17 protein-coding genes are annotated in these 16,366 nt (G+C 71.7%); 5 read left to right on the top strand and 12 right to left on the bottom strand.

Annotated features, from left to right (window positions below; translation table 11 throughout):
- Positions 1-22 precede the first annotated feature (22 nt).
- From GA0070623_RS29420 to GA0070623_RS29410, 3 genes are read left to right on the top strand one after another with little or no spacing between them, the layout of a single operon-like run.
- The gene (locus GA0070623_RS29420) at positions 23-2,779 is read left to right on the top strand and encodes a BTAD domain-containing putative transcriptional regulator (protein WP_067304579.1); all 2,757 of its coding nucleotides are present in this window, start codon (positions 23-25) and stop codon (positions 2,777-2,779) included.
- Complete coding sequence (locus GA0070623_RS29415; RefSeq protein ID WP_084261154.1) at positions 2,776-3,744, top strand: DUF2637 domain-containing protein; 969 nt, start codon at positions 2,776-2,778, stop codon at positions 3,742-3,744. Before GA0070623_RS29420 ends, GA0070623_RS29415 begins: the two co-directional genes overlap by 4 nt.
- 7 nt (positions 3,745-3,751) lie before the next feature.
- Complete coding sequence (locus tag GA0070623_RS29410) at positions 3,752-3,988, top strand: hypothetical protein (RefSeq protein ID WP_067304580.1); 237 nt, start codon at positions 3,752-3,754, stop codon at positions 3,986-3,988.
- Between the two features lie 67 nt (positions 3,989-4,055).
- Here the strand turns inward: GA0070623_RS29410 and GA0070623_RS29405 are convergent, their stop codons facing one another.
- From GA0070623_RS29405 to GA0070623_RS29350, 12 genes are all read right to left on the bottom strand, one after another.
- A complete protein-coding gene (locus tag GA0070623_RS29405) occupies positions 4,056-4,712 on the bottom strand; it encodes a hypothetical protein (RefSeq protein WP_067304583.1) in 657 nt (218 codons plus the stop codon).
- 181 nt (positions 4,713-4,893) lie between these two features.
- On the bottom strand, positions 4,894-5,289 hold the full coding sequence (locus GA0070623_RS29400) for a hypothetical protein (RefSeq protein ID WP_067304585.1): 396 nt from the start codon (positions 5,287-5,289) through the stop codon (positions 4,894-4,896).
- On the bottom strand, positions 5,286-5,954 hold the full coding sequence (locus GA0070623_RS29395; protein WP_067304588.1) for a hypothetical protein: 669 nt from the start codon (positions 5,952-5,954) through the stop codon (positions 5,286-5,288). Before GA0070623_RS29395 ends, GA0070623_RS29400 begins: the two co-directional genes overlap by 4 nt.
- Positions 5,951-6,367: a hypothetical protein gene (locus GA0070623_RS29390; protein WP_067304591.1), complete on the bottom strand. Its 417-nt coding sequence runs from the start codon at positions 6,365-6,367 to the stop codon at positions 5,951-5,953. Before GA0070623_RS29390 ends, GA0070623_RS29395 begins: the two co-directional genes overlap by 4 nt.
- Before the next feature lie 94 nt (positions 6,368-6,461).
- Entirely contained in the window at positions 6,462-6,980 is a 519-nt protein-coding gene (locus GA0070623_RS29385; protein ID WP_231932590.1) for a hypothetical protein, read from the bottom strand.
- Positions 6,981-7,098: 118 nt separating this feature from the next.
- Positions 7,099-8,085, bottom strand: coding sequence for a DUF932 domain-containing protein (locus GA0070623_RS29380; protein WP_067304595.1), 987 nt, complete (start codon positions 8,083-8,085; stop codon positions 7,099-7,101).
- Between the two features lie 169 nt (positions 8,086-8,254).
- Complete coding sequence (locus GA0070623_RS31270) at positions 8,255-8,683, bottom strand: hypothetical protein (protein ID WP_231932589.1); 429 nt, start codon at positions 8,681-8,683, stop codon at positions 8,255-8,257.
- A gap of 371 nt (positions 8,684-9,054) precedes the next feature.
- Positions 9,055-10,293, bottom strand: coding sequence for a hypothetical protein (locus GA0070623_RS29370; RefSeq protein WP_067304596.1), 1,239 nt, complete (start codon positions 10,291-10,293; stop codon positions 9,055-9,057).
- A 411-nt stretch (positions 10,294-10,704) separates the two neighbouring features.
- Positions 10,705-11,331 carry a M23 family metallopeptidase gene (locus tag GA0070623_RS29365; RefSeq protein ID WP_067304598.1) on the bottom strand — a complete coding sequence of 209 codons (627 nt, stop codon included), beginning with the start codon at positions 11,329-11,331 and terminating at the stop codon, positions 10,705-10,707.
- Positions 11,332-11,333: 2 nt separating this feature from the next.
- The gene (locus GA0070623_RS29360; RefSeq protein ID WP_067304599.1) at positions 11,334-12,137 is read right to left on the bottom strand and encodes a replication-relaxation family protein; all 804 of its coding nucleotides are present in this window, start codon (positions 12,135-12,137) and stop codon (positions 11,334-11,336) included.
- 62 nt (positions 12,138-12,199) lie between these two features.
- Entirely contained in the window at positions 12,200-13,792 is a 1,593-nt protein-coding gene (locus GA0070623_RS29355; protein ID WP_067304600.1) for a type IV secretory system conjugative DNA transfer family protein, read from the bottom strand.
- Entirely contained in the window at positions 13,789-15,042 is a 1,254-nt protein-coding gene (locus GA0070623_RS29350) for a hypothetical protein (RefSeq protein ID WP_067304601.1), read from the bottom strand. The genes GA0070623_RS29355 and GA0070623_RS29350 overlap by 4 nt, the downstream gene beginning before the upstream one ends.
- A gap of 181 nt (positions 15,043-15,223) precedes the next feature.
- On the opposite strand from GA0070623_RS29350, the gene GA0070623_RS29345 reads away from it, so the two are divergent.
- Complete coding sequence (locus tag GA0070623_RS29345) at positions 15,224-15,553, top strand: ArsR/SmtB family transcription factor (RefSeq protein WP_084261156.1); 330 nt, start codon at positions 15,224-15,226, stop codon at positions 15,551-15,553.
- Entirely contained in the window at positions 15,553-16,257 is a 705-nt protein-coding gene (locus tag GA0070623_RS29340; protein ID WP_067304603.1) for a cation transporter, read from the top strand. The genes GA0070623_RS29345 and GA0070623_RS29340 overlap by 1 nt, the downstream gene beginning before the upstream one ends.
- Positions 16,258-16,366 lie beyond the last annotated feature (109 nt).

The following is a 16,366-nucleotide window of genomic DNA, read 5'->3' as shown; positions in this document are numbered from 1 at the left end:
CAACGCCGGAGGGAGACAGGCCATGGCGAAACGAGTCCCGGCAGCAGCCGTACACACCGTCACCGCAGCCCTAGCGTTGGCACCGCCAGCGCTGCTCTACCAGGTCGGCTGGCTCACCATGCCCGCCCTGTCTACGGACCAACTCCAGGCATGGGTGCACCAGCCACTGACCGCCGGCTTCATGGCCGTGCTGGGGTACACCGGAGCCTGGGCACTGTGGGTACTCCTCGTTACCGCCGTCACCGACCACGCACACCGGCATCTCACCACTCGCTCGCGATGGCATCTCACCCTGCACCTGCCCGGCCCTCTGCAGGCGCTCGCGGCGGCGCTGCTGGGTACTTCCGCCGTCACGACCGCTGCCGTTCTTCCCGCCGTCGCGCACGACCACACCGCAGCCAATACCGATCCACCACCTGCCGACAGGACCACCCCGACGATCCGCGATGCCCCGCCCCAGCCATCGCCAGCCGACCCTTCACCTCCCCGCCCGGAAGCCGCTGCCAAGTCGACAACAGCGACGGCCGCCCCACCATCGCCGACGACGGAATCAGCACGTCACGCTTCTCTGCCGGTCCTCAACCGCACCAGCGCCCATCCCCCGCCCGACGCCTCGGGCGAGAAGGTCCGGGTCGTGGCCGGAGACAACCTGTGGGACCTGGCTGCCGAGCATCTCGGTGACGCGACCCGTTGGCGGGAGATCTTCGCCCTCAACCGGGGACACCGCCAGGCGAACGGCTACGCGCTCACCAACCCCCACACGATCCACGTCGGCTGGAAGCTCACCATCCCCGTCCACCAGGCCACGCCAGTACCCGCTCCACCCCGCCCCAAGCCTCCGGCCGTCGGCAACTCCGGCCCCGCCGCACCCGACGCAGACACGAGTCCCTCTGCACCATCCTCCCCCCACACGTCGCCTGCCCCGCAGCGCTCAACGCCGCACACGACTGCGCCGAGCACACCAGCAGAGACGGCCGATCCCACGACATCGGCCACGCCCGAGCGGCCCCAGACCGAGCCGTCCGATGAGACAGGGATCGTGCTGCCGGCGCGAGGCTGGATCAGCATCGGTCTGGCCGCCGCCATCGCCGCCATCGCCACGCTGCTACGCCTTCAACGACGCCGCCACGCCCGGCTGACCTTCACCACGGCCGCGAGCACCGCGCCGCATCCTGCCCCGGTGCCGCCGCCTCTGGCGCACGCCGATGCGATCGGCCGCCGCCACCTCGGTCTCATCGACAACAACCAGCCCGCTCACCCCACCGTGCCGGCTCCCATCGGAGTCGACAGCAACGACACCGAGGTGAGCCTGTTCCGCCTCCCCGGGTCCGGCCTCGCCTTGGACGGTGAAGGGGCCGTTCCGGCGGCCCGCGCCGTCCTCGCCGCAGTGCTGACCACCGGCGCGGCCGACACCGCCTCCGTCCGCCCGGTCGTCGTCACGACCGCTGCCCTCCTGGCTCAGCTCCTGCCCGCAGGCCACCCGGTGGTGGGGTTGGATCCCGACGGCACCGCCTACGACGGTGAACGCCTGATCGTCCTCGCCGACACCGACGCCGCTGTCACCTACGCGGAGGAGGAGATGACCAGCCGACGACGGCTGCTGGACACCTTCGACACCACCACGATCGCCGATCTGCATGCCCGCAACGACCACGCCGAGACCCCGCCGCCGTACGTCTTGCTCATCGAACCGGCCACCCGGCACGCGGGCCGCGTGCAGGCCATCGCCACCCACCGCAGCGCCCTGGACCTCCACCCGATCGTCCTCGGCCCCCACGACAACCTTCCCAGCATCGAGATCACCCGCGACGGCACCACCCGCAGCGACCGCCCACACCCCCTGCACCGGGTGTCCACCCTCAGCGCGGAAGACCTCGCCGCCGTCCTGGCCATGCTCACCGACGCCCAGGCCCGCCCGGAGCCCGGCATCGACATCGACGATCCGGCCGACACCACACCGGCTGCGCCGACCGTCGAGCCCTGCCCGGTCCCGCTGGAGGACCCGTCAGCCCTGGTGCACCTTCGGGTCCTCGGCCCGGTCACGGTCACCACCGCCGCCGGCCCGGTGACCACCGGGATGCGCAGCGGTTCCTACACGGTCCTCGCTGTCCTCGCCACCCACCCCGCCGGCCGCACCCTCCACCAGCTCACCGCCGACCTGCACCCCGACGTGAACCCCGCCTCGGCCGTCAAGCGCGTCCGCACCGACATCACCACCGCCCGCCGCGTCCTGCGTACCGCGACTGGCCACGACGAGCCCATGTTCATCGTCTTCGACCCCGCCACCGGCCGGTACCACCTCGACCCGCAGACCGTCACCGTGGACCTCTGGCACATGCTCACCGCCATCAACCACGCCACCATCAGTGACAACGACGACGAGACCCTCGCCGCCCTACGTCGCGCGACCGACCTGTACGCGGGTGACTTCGCCGAAGGCCGCGACCACGCGTGGGCCGTCGACTACGCCACCAGCTACCGCCACCAGATCCTCACCGCCTACGCCCGCATCGCCGAGATCCTCGAACCCGACCATCCCGACCGCGCGGTGGCAGCCCTCGAACGTGCCACCGACCTGGACCCGGTCAACGAGGAGCTGTACCAGCGGATCATGCGGATCCATGGCCGGCAGCAACGCCCCGACGCCGTCCGGCGCACCCTGCGTCTGCTGGAGGAACGCCTCGCCGATCTCGCCGACGCCGAGCCGTCGCAGGCCACCCGCCGCGTCGCCGAACGCCAGCTTCCACCCGCCGTCTCCAGGGCAGGGAGGACGTCATGACCGAGACCCGGCTCCGTCGGATGCAGTGGGCTGTACGCGCCACCCTGGCCCTGGGGGTGGCCGCCTCGGTCACCGCGAATATCCTGCACGCGCAGGCAAACCCGATTGCCCAGGCCATCGCGGCATGGCCACCTCTCGCCCTGCTGATCACCGTCGAGCTGGTCACTCGCATCCCCGTGCACCAGCGGGCGCTCGGTGCGATCCGGGTCATCGCCGCCTCGACCATCGCCGCCATCGCGGCGTGGATCAGCTACCACCACATGGTCGGAGTCGTCGCCCGCTACGGCGAGACCGGCACCGTGCCGTACCTTCTGCCGCTGTCCGTCGACGGGCTCATCATCGTCGCGTCCGTCTCCCTGGTGGAACTCTCCGCCCGCCGCCGCGAATCCGAGAACCCTCGGCCGTCACCTGCCACAGCGACGCCCACACCCATCGCCGCCCCCACATCGACAGCACAGCCGCCGGCTCTCGGTGACGACAGGCCAGCCCGCCCGAGGACCGCGCCCGAGCGGGAAGGCACCCATACCGATCCGCCGCGCCTCGATGACCTGCCCGTCCCCGAGCAGCACCCGGCCCTCCACAACTCGGAGGGCACCCCGCTGCTGACCGATCGGGACAGCGGGCCACGTGCGGATGAAGTCTCCGCGGTGGAGGTCGACGCGGACGATGACGTGGGCCTCCCGGCGGATCTCGTGCCGCTGCTGCCCGCCGCCCGCACGGCCCGCGACGAGCTGATCCGCGAAGGCCACACGGTCAGCCGCGATGCCCTCGCGCGCCGGTTACGCCGCAACGGCCATTCCCTCCGCAACAGCGGGGTGTCGGAACTCCTCGCCGCCATCCGGCCGAAGACCTCTCCGGCCATCGGTTCCCGTCCGCTGTCCGCCGCCGGTGAGCCCCACCTCGTGGCTTCGCTCGCCGCAGAGGCCGGTGTCCCCGCCCCGGTTCACCCTGACCGTCGGTCTTGATCGGGGCGTGGAGGTCGACGTGGATAGGCACGGCTGCCCGGCCGGGCAGCACGCCGAACACCGTCAGGAGGCACCAGACATGACCGACCATCCCGCTACGCGCCGCACCATCGAGGTCGACGCCGACGTGTATGACGTGTTGGCGCGCACTGCCGCCAGTCGGGGCACCGACGTCAACGGTGCGTTGCGCTACCTGATCGAGGTGCCGACGCCTCGGACCGTCGTGGACAACGACGAAGACTGAACCAGCCCACCGAACACGTCGCCCGGTCCGTGAGGGTGGACCGGGCGACGTGTCGGTCCTCGTGCCCCTACTCGGGTGAAGCGCCGGCCGCGTCGGCGGCAGCGGCGAGGAGTCGTTGCGCGGTGCGCGGGGTGATGCCGAGTTGTTGAGCAAGTATCACGCCGAGTCCACGCCGGTCCTGCCCGGCGGCGTCGGCCTCGGCAAGGAGCGTGACGGCGGCCTGGAGACGAGGGTCGTCGGCGTACGGGTGCGGCTGGCGGACACCGGTCGCGCCGAGGGGACGGCCGGTGGACTGCCGGCCGGTACGGGCGTCAGCGACAGCCCACACCGTGCGGCGGAACCAGAGACGGCGGACCCGTCCGTCCGGCAGCATCTCTACCCGGTCGGGATGGTCGAGCAGGGTGTCGGGCAGGTTGCGGTACGAGCCGTAGCCGAAGACCTTCGCCGCTGCGCCCGAGCCGAGGAGATCCTCCGGGTCACCGCGGCGGTTGACCGTCGTCAGCTCGGCGCGTTTCGCCCTCAGGTGGGCGGCATGGAACGCCTCAATGTCGTCGAGCCAGAACCACTCCCGGCCATCGTGGGCGAAGCCGGACGGGAAGCCGAAGCGGACGCGGTGGCGGTGCCAGTGGATGACCGTGGAGTAGGCCGCACCGGTGTGCGCGGCGACTCCGGCCCGGTCGAGGGCGGTCCGTCCGTCGATGACCTGTCGTGCCACACCCTTCATCTTCCTCTCGGCCAGCGGCTGCCGCTCGCCTGGTCGAGGTCGCGGCGCCTCGGGCCGTAGGGTCCGCGGTACCCCGGCTCGGGAGGGCAGTCGTCTGCCCGGTGGCCCGTGGCGGGCGAGGTGGCCGGTCGGGATTTACGCGCACCCTCGGGTGTGCCCGCCGGCCACCGTCCCCGCCGGATCACGTCGGTGGACGCAGCACCTTCCATGCCACCTGCGCCATCCGGTCGATGCGCAGCACGGCCAGTTTCGCGCGGGTGGCGGGCTTGAGCGCGTCGTACACGGTCAGGATCGCGGCGGCGGTGGTCGCGTCCACCAACGCCCCGTCGATCTTGCGGCACGCGCCACCCTTCGCCTCGCGCAGCAACTCGATGACACGGGGGTCACCAGCGGTGGCGTCGTCGGGAAGGGCGTCGATGTCGGCCAGCCCTTCGCAGTCGGGGCAGGTCACGAGGTGCGGATCCTCGGTGATCCGGCCCAACGGCACGTGCTCTGCGCCGCATACCGGCCCGATCCGGCGGCGGGCCTTCGCGTGGGTGAGGGCGGGCCACCCGGGCCGTCCCGTAGTGTCGGTCATGGTGCCTCCCCCGTCGGGTGGTTCCAGAGGCCGAGCGGGTGGCCAGGCGTGATCCGTCCTCGGCCGGGGACGAGGGTGTCGAACACGTCGGAATACCGCTCGTGGAGTTGACCCCGGGTGTGCATGAGGTGTTTGCCTCGGGTGAGTTTCGCGGGCAGGGTCTCGACCACTCGGCCGATCAGGCCGTACAGGTCCCGGGCCTCGATGAAGTCGGCGCACCGGGCGCACGCCGACCAGCCTTCGCCCCATGCCTGGGTGAAGGCGTGCTCGGTGTCGGTGCGGCGTGCCCGTGCCGCGTGGTGTCGAGTCTGGTAGTCGCCTACGGCGACGACCTGCGCGGTGACTCGACGGACGTCGGTGACCCGGTCGGCGCACCGGTAGATCCAGGCGGCGTCGGGTGCGGAGCAGAAGTCACAGTCGATGATCGGATCGGGGATCTCGGTGATGGGTGCGGGCTCGGGGCGGTGGTCGCTGGGCTGGCCGCGCTGCCCGGCCGCGTGCAGGTACTCGACGATCACGCCCTGGTTGTCGAGGCGGACGTTGAGGGCGCGACGGCAGCGGCGGCAGTAGAACGGCTCCGGGACCGGCGCCGCACTCGTGTCGAGCTCCGCGTTCGCGCAAGGGTGGGCGGGTTCTGCCGGTTGCGGCGAGTGGGGTGGCCTCACTGGTCGCCTCCCTCCTGGTGGTGGGTGAGCGGCCGGGCGGGGTTGGCGGGGCCGAGGGTCAGGCCGAGGCGCAGGGTCGCGAGGTCGACCAGCCGCCGCAGCAGGCTCGCCGTGCCGGCGCTCAGGTCGGGGTCGAAGTCGTGGGCGATATGGCAGGCCTCGCGCACCGCCACGCACGCCGAGGTGAGGGCGGCTTCCAGGGCGGCGCGGTCGTCGGCCCGGGTGGCTCGCCTGATGTTTGCCGCCGGGTAGGTGCGCTGGTCACCGGTGGGAAAGCGGAGGGTGTAATGGCGGGCGTAGGTGGTGTGCGGGGTGGGATAGCAGACATCGGTGACGGTGCCGAGGCGGTACTCGACCGGATCGGTCGGGTTGATCACCCGGGCGGTGTCGCCGTACTCCAGGGACCGGTACATCAGGACTCCGTTCAGGGGTGCGAGTTGGTGGGATAGCCGTTCTCGGAGGTGCCGCGCGGCCCGGGGTGGGACCGGGCCGCGCAGCACGGGCCGGTCAGGGTTGGGCGGCCGGTGGGCCGTCGGCACCGTCGGGGGTGGCCGGGGGCCAGCTGGTCCCCTCGGTGGAGAACGGCGGGGCGGCCTTCACGTGGGGCAGGCCGGAATCGAGCTTCTGGCCGCTGCGGTCGAGGCTGACCGCTCCGTACGCGGTCAGATGAGCGCCCACGGCGAGGGCCTGCGCGCCGGTGAGCAGGACGATGAGGCGTCGGGCGTGGGTGTCGTGGACTCGTAGCTCGACATGACCGGTGGTCAGCGGCCGGACCGGGAGGAACCGCTCGACCTGCGCGCCGTCGGGTGCCGTCGCCTGGATCGCCGCGCACAGCGCGTTCCACTGCTGGTTGACCAGGGCTTCCCAGTGCTCGGCGCGGGCGGTGAGGGTGGCGTGTTCGGCCTGGCTGGTGGAGTGTTCGGCGAGCGCGCGGGCGACCTCGGCCGCCGCGAAGTGGGCGCACACCCGATTGGCCAGCGCGATCATGGCCGTAGCGGTGGGGTCCGGCATCTGCAGCGTCGTCACGGGAAGCTCCCGGGGAGGCGGGGGTGTCGAGGAGGGCGAGGTGGTGTCGGCGGCGGGATGCGCGCCGGTACCGGAGCCGGGCGGGGTTTTCCCGCGCCGGCCCCAATGCCGGCCCACCTCAGACCGCCAACAGCTCGAACGCGCGGGCCTTCAGGTCCGCTCCGGCACCGGTCAGCGCCCTCGCCGCCCGGACGAGGTTGGTCTTGGCAGGGGCGAAGTGGTCGACGTACTCGGTGATGGCCTGGTAGCCCGCCCACCGGGTGCCCTTGATCGCCTTCTGCGTGTCCGCGTCCCGAATGAGGTACCGCAGCGTCGCGGTGCGCTGCTTCGCGTTGTTGCGCGCCGTGTCGGAGGCGTCGTCGGCGAGGGGCCACACCTGCGCGACGATCTTCTCGAACTCGCCCATGGTCAACGACTCGTTGATCATCTTCTCGGCTTCGGTCTCGAACGCGTCGAACGCCGTCCACATCAGCCCGAGGGCCTGCCGCGCCTCGGCGATCTTGCTGGTCACGTTCGCGGTGTGCCGGAACGTGTACGAGCTGCGCGACCGCTGGTAGGCGAGGGCCTGGGTGTTCGCGCACACGATCCGCACCGGGGTCGCGTCGAGGCGCAACGAGGCGGTGCCGTCGTGGGAGGTGGTGGCCGCGAGGTACAGATCCATGTCGTCCACCCCGGCAATCCGCATCGCCGTCGGCAGCTTCATGGTCACGAACACCGACCGGCCCTTCCGCATCGAGCCGGCAGTCTCGAAGTGCGCGCCGGAGGCGTCGACCAGGAGGTTGAGGGTCTCGGCGACCTGCTCGTTCTGCACCACCGAGTAGTCCTCGCCGACCACACCGAGGTACTCGGTCTGCCCGGTGGCCGGGTTGGTACGCACGGTCATGTACTTGTCCGGGCAGTCGACCTTCGTCACCCCACGCTCGGTGACCTCGATGCCCTGAAGGGCGATCTTGCGGACCTCCCAGCCGCCGAGCCACGCCTTGCTCATGACCTCCTGCGCGGTCATGCAGGCGTCAGTGACGGTGCCGAGTTGGTGCCAGGCACTCAGCCGTGCGGAGGCGAAGGCCGTCTGGCCGTTGGCGAGGGTTTCCAGTTCGTGTGCCACGGTGGCACCCCTTCCGGTCGTGTGGTGTTCGAGTGGGCGGCGGGCCGGGAATCCGGCCCGATCACGCCGTCAATAGCAATGTTTCCTACCTCCACGGGTCGATCAAGGCGATCAACTGGAGTCGATGGAGGTTTCTGCGGCGAATCTGACGCCCGTCGCGCGGCGCGGCCTACCCGGTGTCGGTGGCCGGGCGCAGCCGTCCGTCCGGGCCGTACACGTAGGTGTGCACGGTTGTGAACGGGGCCGGTAGGTACACGGTGAACCGGTGTTCGGGGATGAACCGGGTCCGATACGCGCGGGTGACGCCCAACAGATACCGGTCGGGTTTGTCGCCGTGCGACCCCGGCGGAACGATGCCCGCCCCGAGCCGGTCGGCACGGGCGCGGCGGTGCCGACCAAGCGCCAGGTGTGGGCACAGCGACAGGGCGGCGGTCATGCACTCGGGGTGCCCCGGCGGATCCGCGTAACGCATCACCTCCGCCGCCCGGGGGCCGCCGAGGAACGCCACCCAATACCCCATCGGCTCGCCGCACAACGAGCACCTCCGTTCGACGGCGAGGCGGGTCGAGACGGTGGTGTAAATCGTGGTGAAGTCCACGTGCGAACCACCGCCCGTCCCGTCCGGATGGATGTTGACCGGCGGGATGGGCAAACCACGCCGCGCGTCGTGAGGACGCGCGGCCAGCGAGGGCGGGATGTCAGGCCGGTCGGCGGCCGGGCCGGTAGCCAACGGGCCAGTCACGACGCACCGTCCGCGCGGGTGGGCCGGGCATCGGTCACGGTGACGTGCGGTAGCCGCACCCGCAGAACGGCGCGGCAACGCAGCAACCCCGGGGCACGCATCGGGCCGTGGGGGGGCGTGACGGGGATGGTCAGGGGTGGTCATAGTTGGTTCCTGCCATAGTCCTGGTGGGTGGGCGTGCCAGTGCCGGGGCCGAGCGCGATGCCCGGCCCCGGCGGGGCGGTAGGTCAGGCCACTACCGGCGCGGCGGCGGCCTCGTCGGCGCTGGTCTCGTCACCGACGGGCGGGGTGGTGTCGGTCGGGGGCGCGGCCATGAACGCGCGTACCTCGGCGGTCGGGGCGGGCGGGTTGTCCGCGAGGGCGTAGGTTTCCGGGGCCTCACGCGTCAGGACCAGAACCCCGAACCCGGTCAGCTTGTCCATGCCGTTACGGACCGCCCCGGGGCTCCGTCCGCCGATCGCACGGGCGACGATGCCGGGGGTGACATCGTGGCCAGGGCCGAGGTCACGCATGAACGCCTCGACCCGGTTACGCAACTCGTTCTTGCCCAGCTTGACCGACCCGTCGCTGTTGACCTCACCCGTTCCACGACCGGTGCCGGCCACCCGCCGCGCCGACGGGCGACGGATCTTGCGCGTGTGCCCACACGTCGGGCAGGTGCTGTGCGTCGGGGCGTTGGCCGGGTCCACCGTGGCAAGGTCACCGTCAGCGATCACCCATAGCTCGTCACCCTCCTCGGTGACCGGAAGGCGACGGGCCGCCCCAGCAACCTCCATCGCGGCGAGGATCGTGTCACCCATCGCCACCGACAGGCCGCTCTCGTTGATCGCCGCGTCGGCCGTGATGCCGTCCGGATGCCCACCGAGCACCCCCGCCATGATCAGCACTTTGAGGTCGGGCTGCGCCCCGACCGGTGCCCCGGACACCGGCACCCCGGACACCGGAGCCTCCGGAAGCGCCGTCTCAGCCGTCGGGGCGTCGCTCGTGGGGGTCGGCGTGTCGGCGTCGGTCGGGGCGTCGGCGGTGACAGTCACGTTCGGCGTGGTGACCGCGTCAGCCGTCGGGACGTCACCGGTGGGCGACGGCGCGTCGGCCGGGTCGGACGTCGCGTCATCGGCCGCCGCAGCGTCGCCGGTGAGGGCGGTGGGGTCGGTGGCGGCATCCGGCGTCGTGTCCGGGGCGTCCTGCTCGGGTGCGGTGTCCGGCGACGCGTCGTCGGCCGCCGGGGCGTCGGGGGTGAGGTGCCAGACGTCAGCGCTCTTACGGTTGCCCTTGGCCGGGTCGGAGGTGCGGGCGGCGGTGCCAGCGGCTTCCATGGCCGCGAGCGCCTCGATCACGACCGACAGGGGCAGGTTCCCCTGTCCGGCCAGCTTGCGGGCGGTGACGCCCGGGTGGTGACGCAACTCCTCGGCGACGGCGGACCGGGCCTCGTGGGTGCCGGGGGTGAGATTGATGTTCGCGGTCATAGCAGAACACCTCCACGAAAAAGGGGTCGGCAATAGCGATTCCGCATGCGCGTCGCGCGCCTTTTCTGCGGTTTCGCTGGGGCGGTTTTTGTTGCCCACGTCCATGGACGCTCGACGCCCCGGCAGTTGTCAACCCCGCCCACCAAGACTCTTTAAATGGTTCGCGTCGCGCTCCATTCGGGAATCCGCATCCCGCGTCCCGCCATGCCATTTGACGGCCCTCACATCGCCGCTGCGCCCACTACCGTGCAACCCCCTACCGCTGCACAGGGCCGACGGTGACACGTCAGCAGGGCGGGGCCGCACCCTCCCCACCGTCGGCGACACTCCCCGCGCCCATGGCCGGGAATGCGCGGTGGGCGGCGGCTTACATGGACACTTTCGCATGGTGCGGAAAATCACTTCACCGCTTTACAGGTAAACCCCTTTGCGTCGCATAAGCAGAATGGGGTCAACAGCGTTTTCCTCGGTGGCGGGATAACCTCCGTGGACCTCGTAATGCAGGTGCGGGCCGGAGGAGTTTCCGGAGCTGCCGACGTGACCGATTGGCTGTCCCGCCGTCACCGGCTCGCTCACCGTCACGATCGGCTGTCGGATCAGGTGGCAGTAGCGCGTCACCACGTCGCCCGGATGGCGGATCTCCGCGTACCAGCCGCACCCACCGAGACCGGGGTATCCGTCGCTGTCGCACGGCATCGGCCCGCCGGTGGGTTCCCACGAGTCACCGCCGACGTTGCAGCGCACCCGCACGACGACCCCACCTGACACCGCCCGGACAACCGTCCCTCTCGCCGCCATGATGTCGACCCCGTCGTGGCCGGGTCGGCCGCCGGTGCGGAAGCCGGAACCCGCCTCACCCACCACCGGACGGACCCACCCGCCGACCGGCACCTCCGCGCAGACAGGCGACGTCGCACCGGTCCCTGTCGCCCCGACGCAGCCACCCCCACCCCCGCCGCCGAACACCGACGAGACGACTCCGGCGGTGGCGGCGGTGACCAGCAGCAACGCCCCGGCGAGTCCCACCGCGATCCCCACGGCTACCCGTCCCACGGCACGCCGTCGGTGTTCGGTGCGGGCAGCTCGGCCAGGCTCACCCGGTCCCGGTGGCCCACCACCCGCCAGATCGGCCCCGCCGGGCCCTGGTGGTCGGCGGTGGCGGTGGCGACGGTCACCCCGTCGGGCAGCCCGACCCGGCGCAGGTGAGTGTGCAGGTTGGCCTCACGGGTGGCGGTGGGCAGCCAGAACAGCACCGGATACGCGCGGCGGGGCGGCAGTGCGGCGTAGCCGCCCAGCTTGCCCACGACCCGGCTCAGGGTCTCGGTGCCGAGATCGACCTCGACCCAGAACGGCACCACCACGCCGTGATCCGCCCACACGCCGTGTCCGTCCGGGCGGACCAGGTTGCCGCACGCGTCACGGCAGCGCGTCTCGCTCCACCACCGCACCAACCGCGTGCCGGGGTGTGCGCGGGCATGGGCGGTGAGCGCGACGAAGAACCCGTTCACCGTGAGCAGGTGCGCCAGGGTCGGGGACATGGCGAGTCGGGCGGTGGCGTCGCGTACGGCGGCGGGACGGGGCAGCGCCTCGCCTCGTCCGGCGGCGAGCAGGGCCGCGCCGACCGGGCCGAGGGTCCACCTCCACGCTTGCGAGCCGGGCCGCTGGTAGTGGCGGAACCGGTCGAGGATGTCTCGATCGTGGAGGGTGTTGAGGCGGTTACGGGCTCTGCCGACCGAGCCGAACGCGAGGTCGACGAGTTGGTCGGTGGTGAAGGTCCGGTGCTGGTTGAGCAGGTCGAGCAGGAGCCGGTCTCGGGGGGTAAGCCGGCCGAGTTCGGCGGCCACGACGGACGCCGTGAGGCGGGAGCTGCCGATGGCTGACCTGCGGGTGGGAGGGATATCTCTTATCAGTCGGTTCCGGTCCACCAGTCCTCCTCACCGCCGCCGACCTGCCCGTACGACGTGTTCATGGGGGCGTGTTCACCCGGCTGCTCACGGTCGTTGGAGTCCTCGTTGGATCGCTCGTTGGAGCTCTCGTTAGACCACTCGGGGTAGACGAACGTGTTGTGGCCGACCAGCTCGGCGACGGCAGGGTCGGCCGGCACGGGTGGCTCGACGCGGGCGGAGGAGGTGGCGGCTTCGCCGAGTAGGCGCCGCCGCTCGGCGACGGTGAGGCCGGTGTGGTCGCGGGCGGCACGGCGTAGCGCTGTGGCGCGGCCGGGTTGCGCCGGTGGTGGCGGCTCGGTATCGGCGGTGACCGGTGGAAGGACCCGACCGCCGGCGACCGGCCGCAGGACGACCTCGTAGCCGCCGAGGCGTATCAGGTCCCCGTCGTCGAGATACGGCCGCAGATGGCGGGCCTGGTCGATGGCGTCGCGGGGAGCCAGGGCGAAGTACACCTTGTTGCGGGCGTTGGCGTCGATGGCGGCCACCATGTCCGCCGACAACTGGCCGAGGTACTGGTGGGCCAGGACGAACGAGGTATGCAGGCCGCGGGCCTCGGCGAGGGCGTCATCGATGCCGATGGGCAGGTACAGGAAGTTGTGGCACTCGTCGAGAACGATCATCGCGTCGGGGCGGTCGTCTTCGGGGATGCGGGCGCGGGCGGTGGTGGCCTGCCACAGCCCGGCCAGGAGCAGGGAGCCGACCAGGCGGGTGCCGTCCTCACCGAGGAGGCCCTTAGGTAGCCGGGCCAGCAGGACACCACCGTCGAGGATGTCGGCGAAGGAGAACGTGGTCGCCGGCACGCCGAACAGGCTGGTCGCCATCGGGTGCGCCATCACCAGCCGCAGCCGGGACAGCAGCGGGGCGACGAGACCGGACCGTTGCGCGGCGGGCAGGTCGTTGAATCCTTCCCAGAACTCGCCGAGGGTGTTGCCCTCCCACGCGTTCAACCTGCTGACCACCGCGTTCACCCGATCGGCCCGCCACGAGGCGTCCGACAGCAGCCTGGGTAGGTGGGCGAGGGTGGCGTCGTCGAAGTGGGCGAGGGTGAGCAGGCCGTGGTAGCAGATGTCGGCGGTGCGGTGCCCCCACCACCGCGACCACACCTTCGCCATCACCGCCGTCAGGTTCGCGGCCACGTCGTGGGCGCTGCCGCCGTGCACGCTCGGGTCGAGCAGGTTGATCGCCGGTGGCGCGGCCCGCTCGTCGGGGTCGATGAGCACCAGGCGGTCACCACACGACGCGGGTAGCCGGGCGAGCAGGTCACGGATCAGGTCGCCCTTGGCCGGGTCGAACGCGGCCACGCCGCGCCCGGCGTCGGCATCGTCGAGGATCATCCGCATCAGCAGGGTCGTCTTGCCGGTGCCAGTCGGGCCGAGGGCGTGCACGTGGTAGCGGCAGTCGGGCAGGGAGATCCCGACCCGCATCGCCGGTCCGGCGTTGGCGACACCGATGACCTTGCCGCCCAGGCCGTGCCGCTGCTCGCGCGGCACCAGACGCAGCCGACGGCCAGCCGGGCCGGGATCGGACGGGGTCACCCCCGGGTCTGTGGTCATGGGCTGCTCCAGACGGTGGGTGCGTCGACGGCGGTCGCCTCGACCGGTGTGGTGTCGGGGCCTTCCGTGGCATGGCCGGTGGTGCGGAAGACCTCGCGGGTGGCGGCCCGGCGGCGGGATGCCGCGCCGGGCAGTCCGTAGGCGGTGGGTTCGGCGGGCAGTCCTGCCAGCGCGGCGGCGTCACCGATGCCGGCCAGGCTCATCCGGGACGCCGGCACCCACCGGTCGGCCACGGCGAAGGTGCCGTGCCGCAGCCGGCGGCGGGTGAAGTGGGGCGACAGCAACCCGAAGCCGGAACTGACGTCGGCAGCGGCAGCCGACGCGGCAGCCCGGGTCGGGCCGACCGCGACCGTCTGCACGGCCACCAGCAGATGCGGTGCGTCGGTGAGCTTCACCCGCGCCTGCCGCGCCAGCTCCGCCGTATACGGGTCCAGCCGACCGGTGGGGTGCCGGCGGATGCCGGGACCGGGGGTGATCAGGTCGAGCGTCGCCTGGAGGGCGGCGCGGGCGATGCCTCGGGGGTGGCGGGCGCGGTGCGGGTGGGTCATCGCCCGGCGGAGCTGCCGCAGCCGGTGGGCCGGTGCCCGACCGAGGTGGACCTGCAGCAGCGCGCCGCCGGTGCGCCCGGCGGAGACCAGCCCGCCGTAGACGGCGCGCAGCCGATCGTCCTCCGGGGCAGCGACGTCCATCCCCCGCCGCGACGCCGGGGTGATGTCGTCGACCAGCGGCAGCCACTCCGGTCGGGTGGGCCGCACCGCGAGCGCGACCACCGCGCCCACCGACGGCACCGCCGGAGGCGCGCACTGGGCGGCGCGGACGCCGGGCCAGCCTCGGTGCAGCAGCCGCACCACCGCGGTGGGGTTGACCCCCGGCGGGAGCCACAGCCCGCAGCGCAGCCCGTCCGGGTCGGCGGCGACCTCCCAGACGATCCGGGCTGGCCTCAACGCCCACCGGCGCGGGGCGGGTAACACCGTGGCGAGCAGCCGCCACACGCCGACCGTCGCAGCCGGAGTCGCGGTCACCGGCGGGGTGATCTCCAACCACCGCGCCCGCGCGGCATGCCGACGCCAGACCCGCCGCCGGCACACCGCCCATCCCACGCGCACGACGGCGAGCATGGTCAGGGCGGCGAGCAGCAGCGGCCACCGATCCCGCACCAGGTGCCATCCGGCGTCGGCGGCATCGGTGCCCCAGGAGCCACACCACAGCTCACCGACGAACGACCCAGGCACCCCCTCACGGCCGGGCACGCACACACCGGAAGGGGCCGGCACCGACACACGCAAAATGACGGCGGAAACCATGGACACCTCCGTTCGAGAACAACTCACCTGCCGGTCGACGACGGGCGGGATCCGTACACGGAACACAGGTCACACGACAGCCAGTTCACTACCTGCTGAATACACTGTCTGATGTACTGTTGCCGGTGTGGAGACCGTAATCCCCGGCCGAGCCCTTGCACGCTTCGGCCACGCGCTGTCGGACGCGACCCGGGCACGACTGCTACTCGCCCTGCGCGACGCGCCTGGCTACCCGGCTGACCTGGCCGATCTGCTTGGGGTGACCCGGCAGAACCTGTCCAACCATCTGGCCTGCCTGCGCGGCTGCGGTCTGGTCGTTGCCGTCCCCGAAGGTCGCCGCTCCCGCTACGAACTCGCCGATACCCGCATCCGCCACGCCCTCGACGACCTACTCGGCCTCGTCCTCGCCGTTGACCCCGCAGTCTGCCCCGATGCCGCTGACAAGGGCTGCTGCTGATGAGCCTTCCGCTGCTGCCCGTCACGCCCGCAAGGCCAAACCCGGCGCGTCGCACCGTCCTGGCCCGCCGAATTCGGCTGTTGGTCGCCGCCACCATCGGCTACAACCTGATCGAGGCCGTCGTCGCCATCAGCGCCGGTGCCGCCGCGGACTCCACCGCGCTGATCGGCTTCGGCCTGGACTCGATCATCGAGGTCTCCTCCGCTGCGGCGGTCGCCTGGCAGTTCGCTGGCCGCGACCCCGAAGCCCGGGAGAAAGCCACCCTGCGGATCATCGCGATCTCCTTCTTCGCGCTCGCCGCCTACGTCTCCGTCGAATCCGCCCGCGCGCTGCTCGGCGGCAGCGAGGCAGCGCACTCCACCATCGGCCTCATGCTCGCCGCACTCTCCCTCGCGTTCATGCCCGGCCTGTCCTACGCACAAAGACGGGCCGGCCGCGAGCTCGGCTCCCGCACCGCCGTCGCCGACTCCAAACAGACACTGCTGTGCACCTACCTATCCGCCGTCCTGCTCGTCGGCCTCGGACTCAACAGCGTCCTGGGCTGGAACTGGGCCGACCCGATCGCCGCCCTGGTCATCGCCGCCGTCGCCCTCAAAGAAGGCCGAGACGCCTGGCGCGGAGAAACCTGCTGCGCCCCGGCACCCACCGACGAAGCCCCGGCCTGCATCGACCGGTGCTGCACCCCCGCGAACCAGACCACCTGACCAACCGCCGGCAGACCGGAACCCCTGACCTTGGCAAAAGCCCTCCAGGCACCGAGGATGATCAAGGCGCCTCGAATGTGTCGACACGCAGGACCAGACAATCCGATGC

The sequence above is a fragment of the Micromonospora rifamycinica genome (assembly GCF_900090265.1).
GTDB lineage: Bacteria > Actinomycetota > Actinomycetes > Mycobacteriales > Micromonosporaceae > Micromonospora > Micromonospora rifamycinica.
The sequence above is the reverse complement of the archived record's forward strand: the minus strand, read 5'-3'. Positions and strand labels throughout refer to the sequence as shown.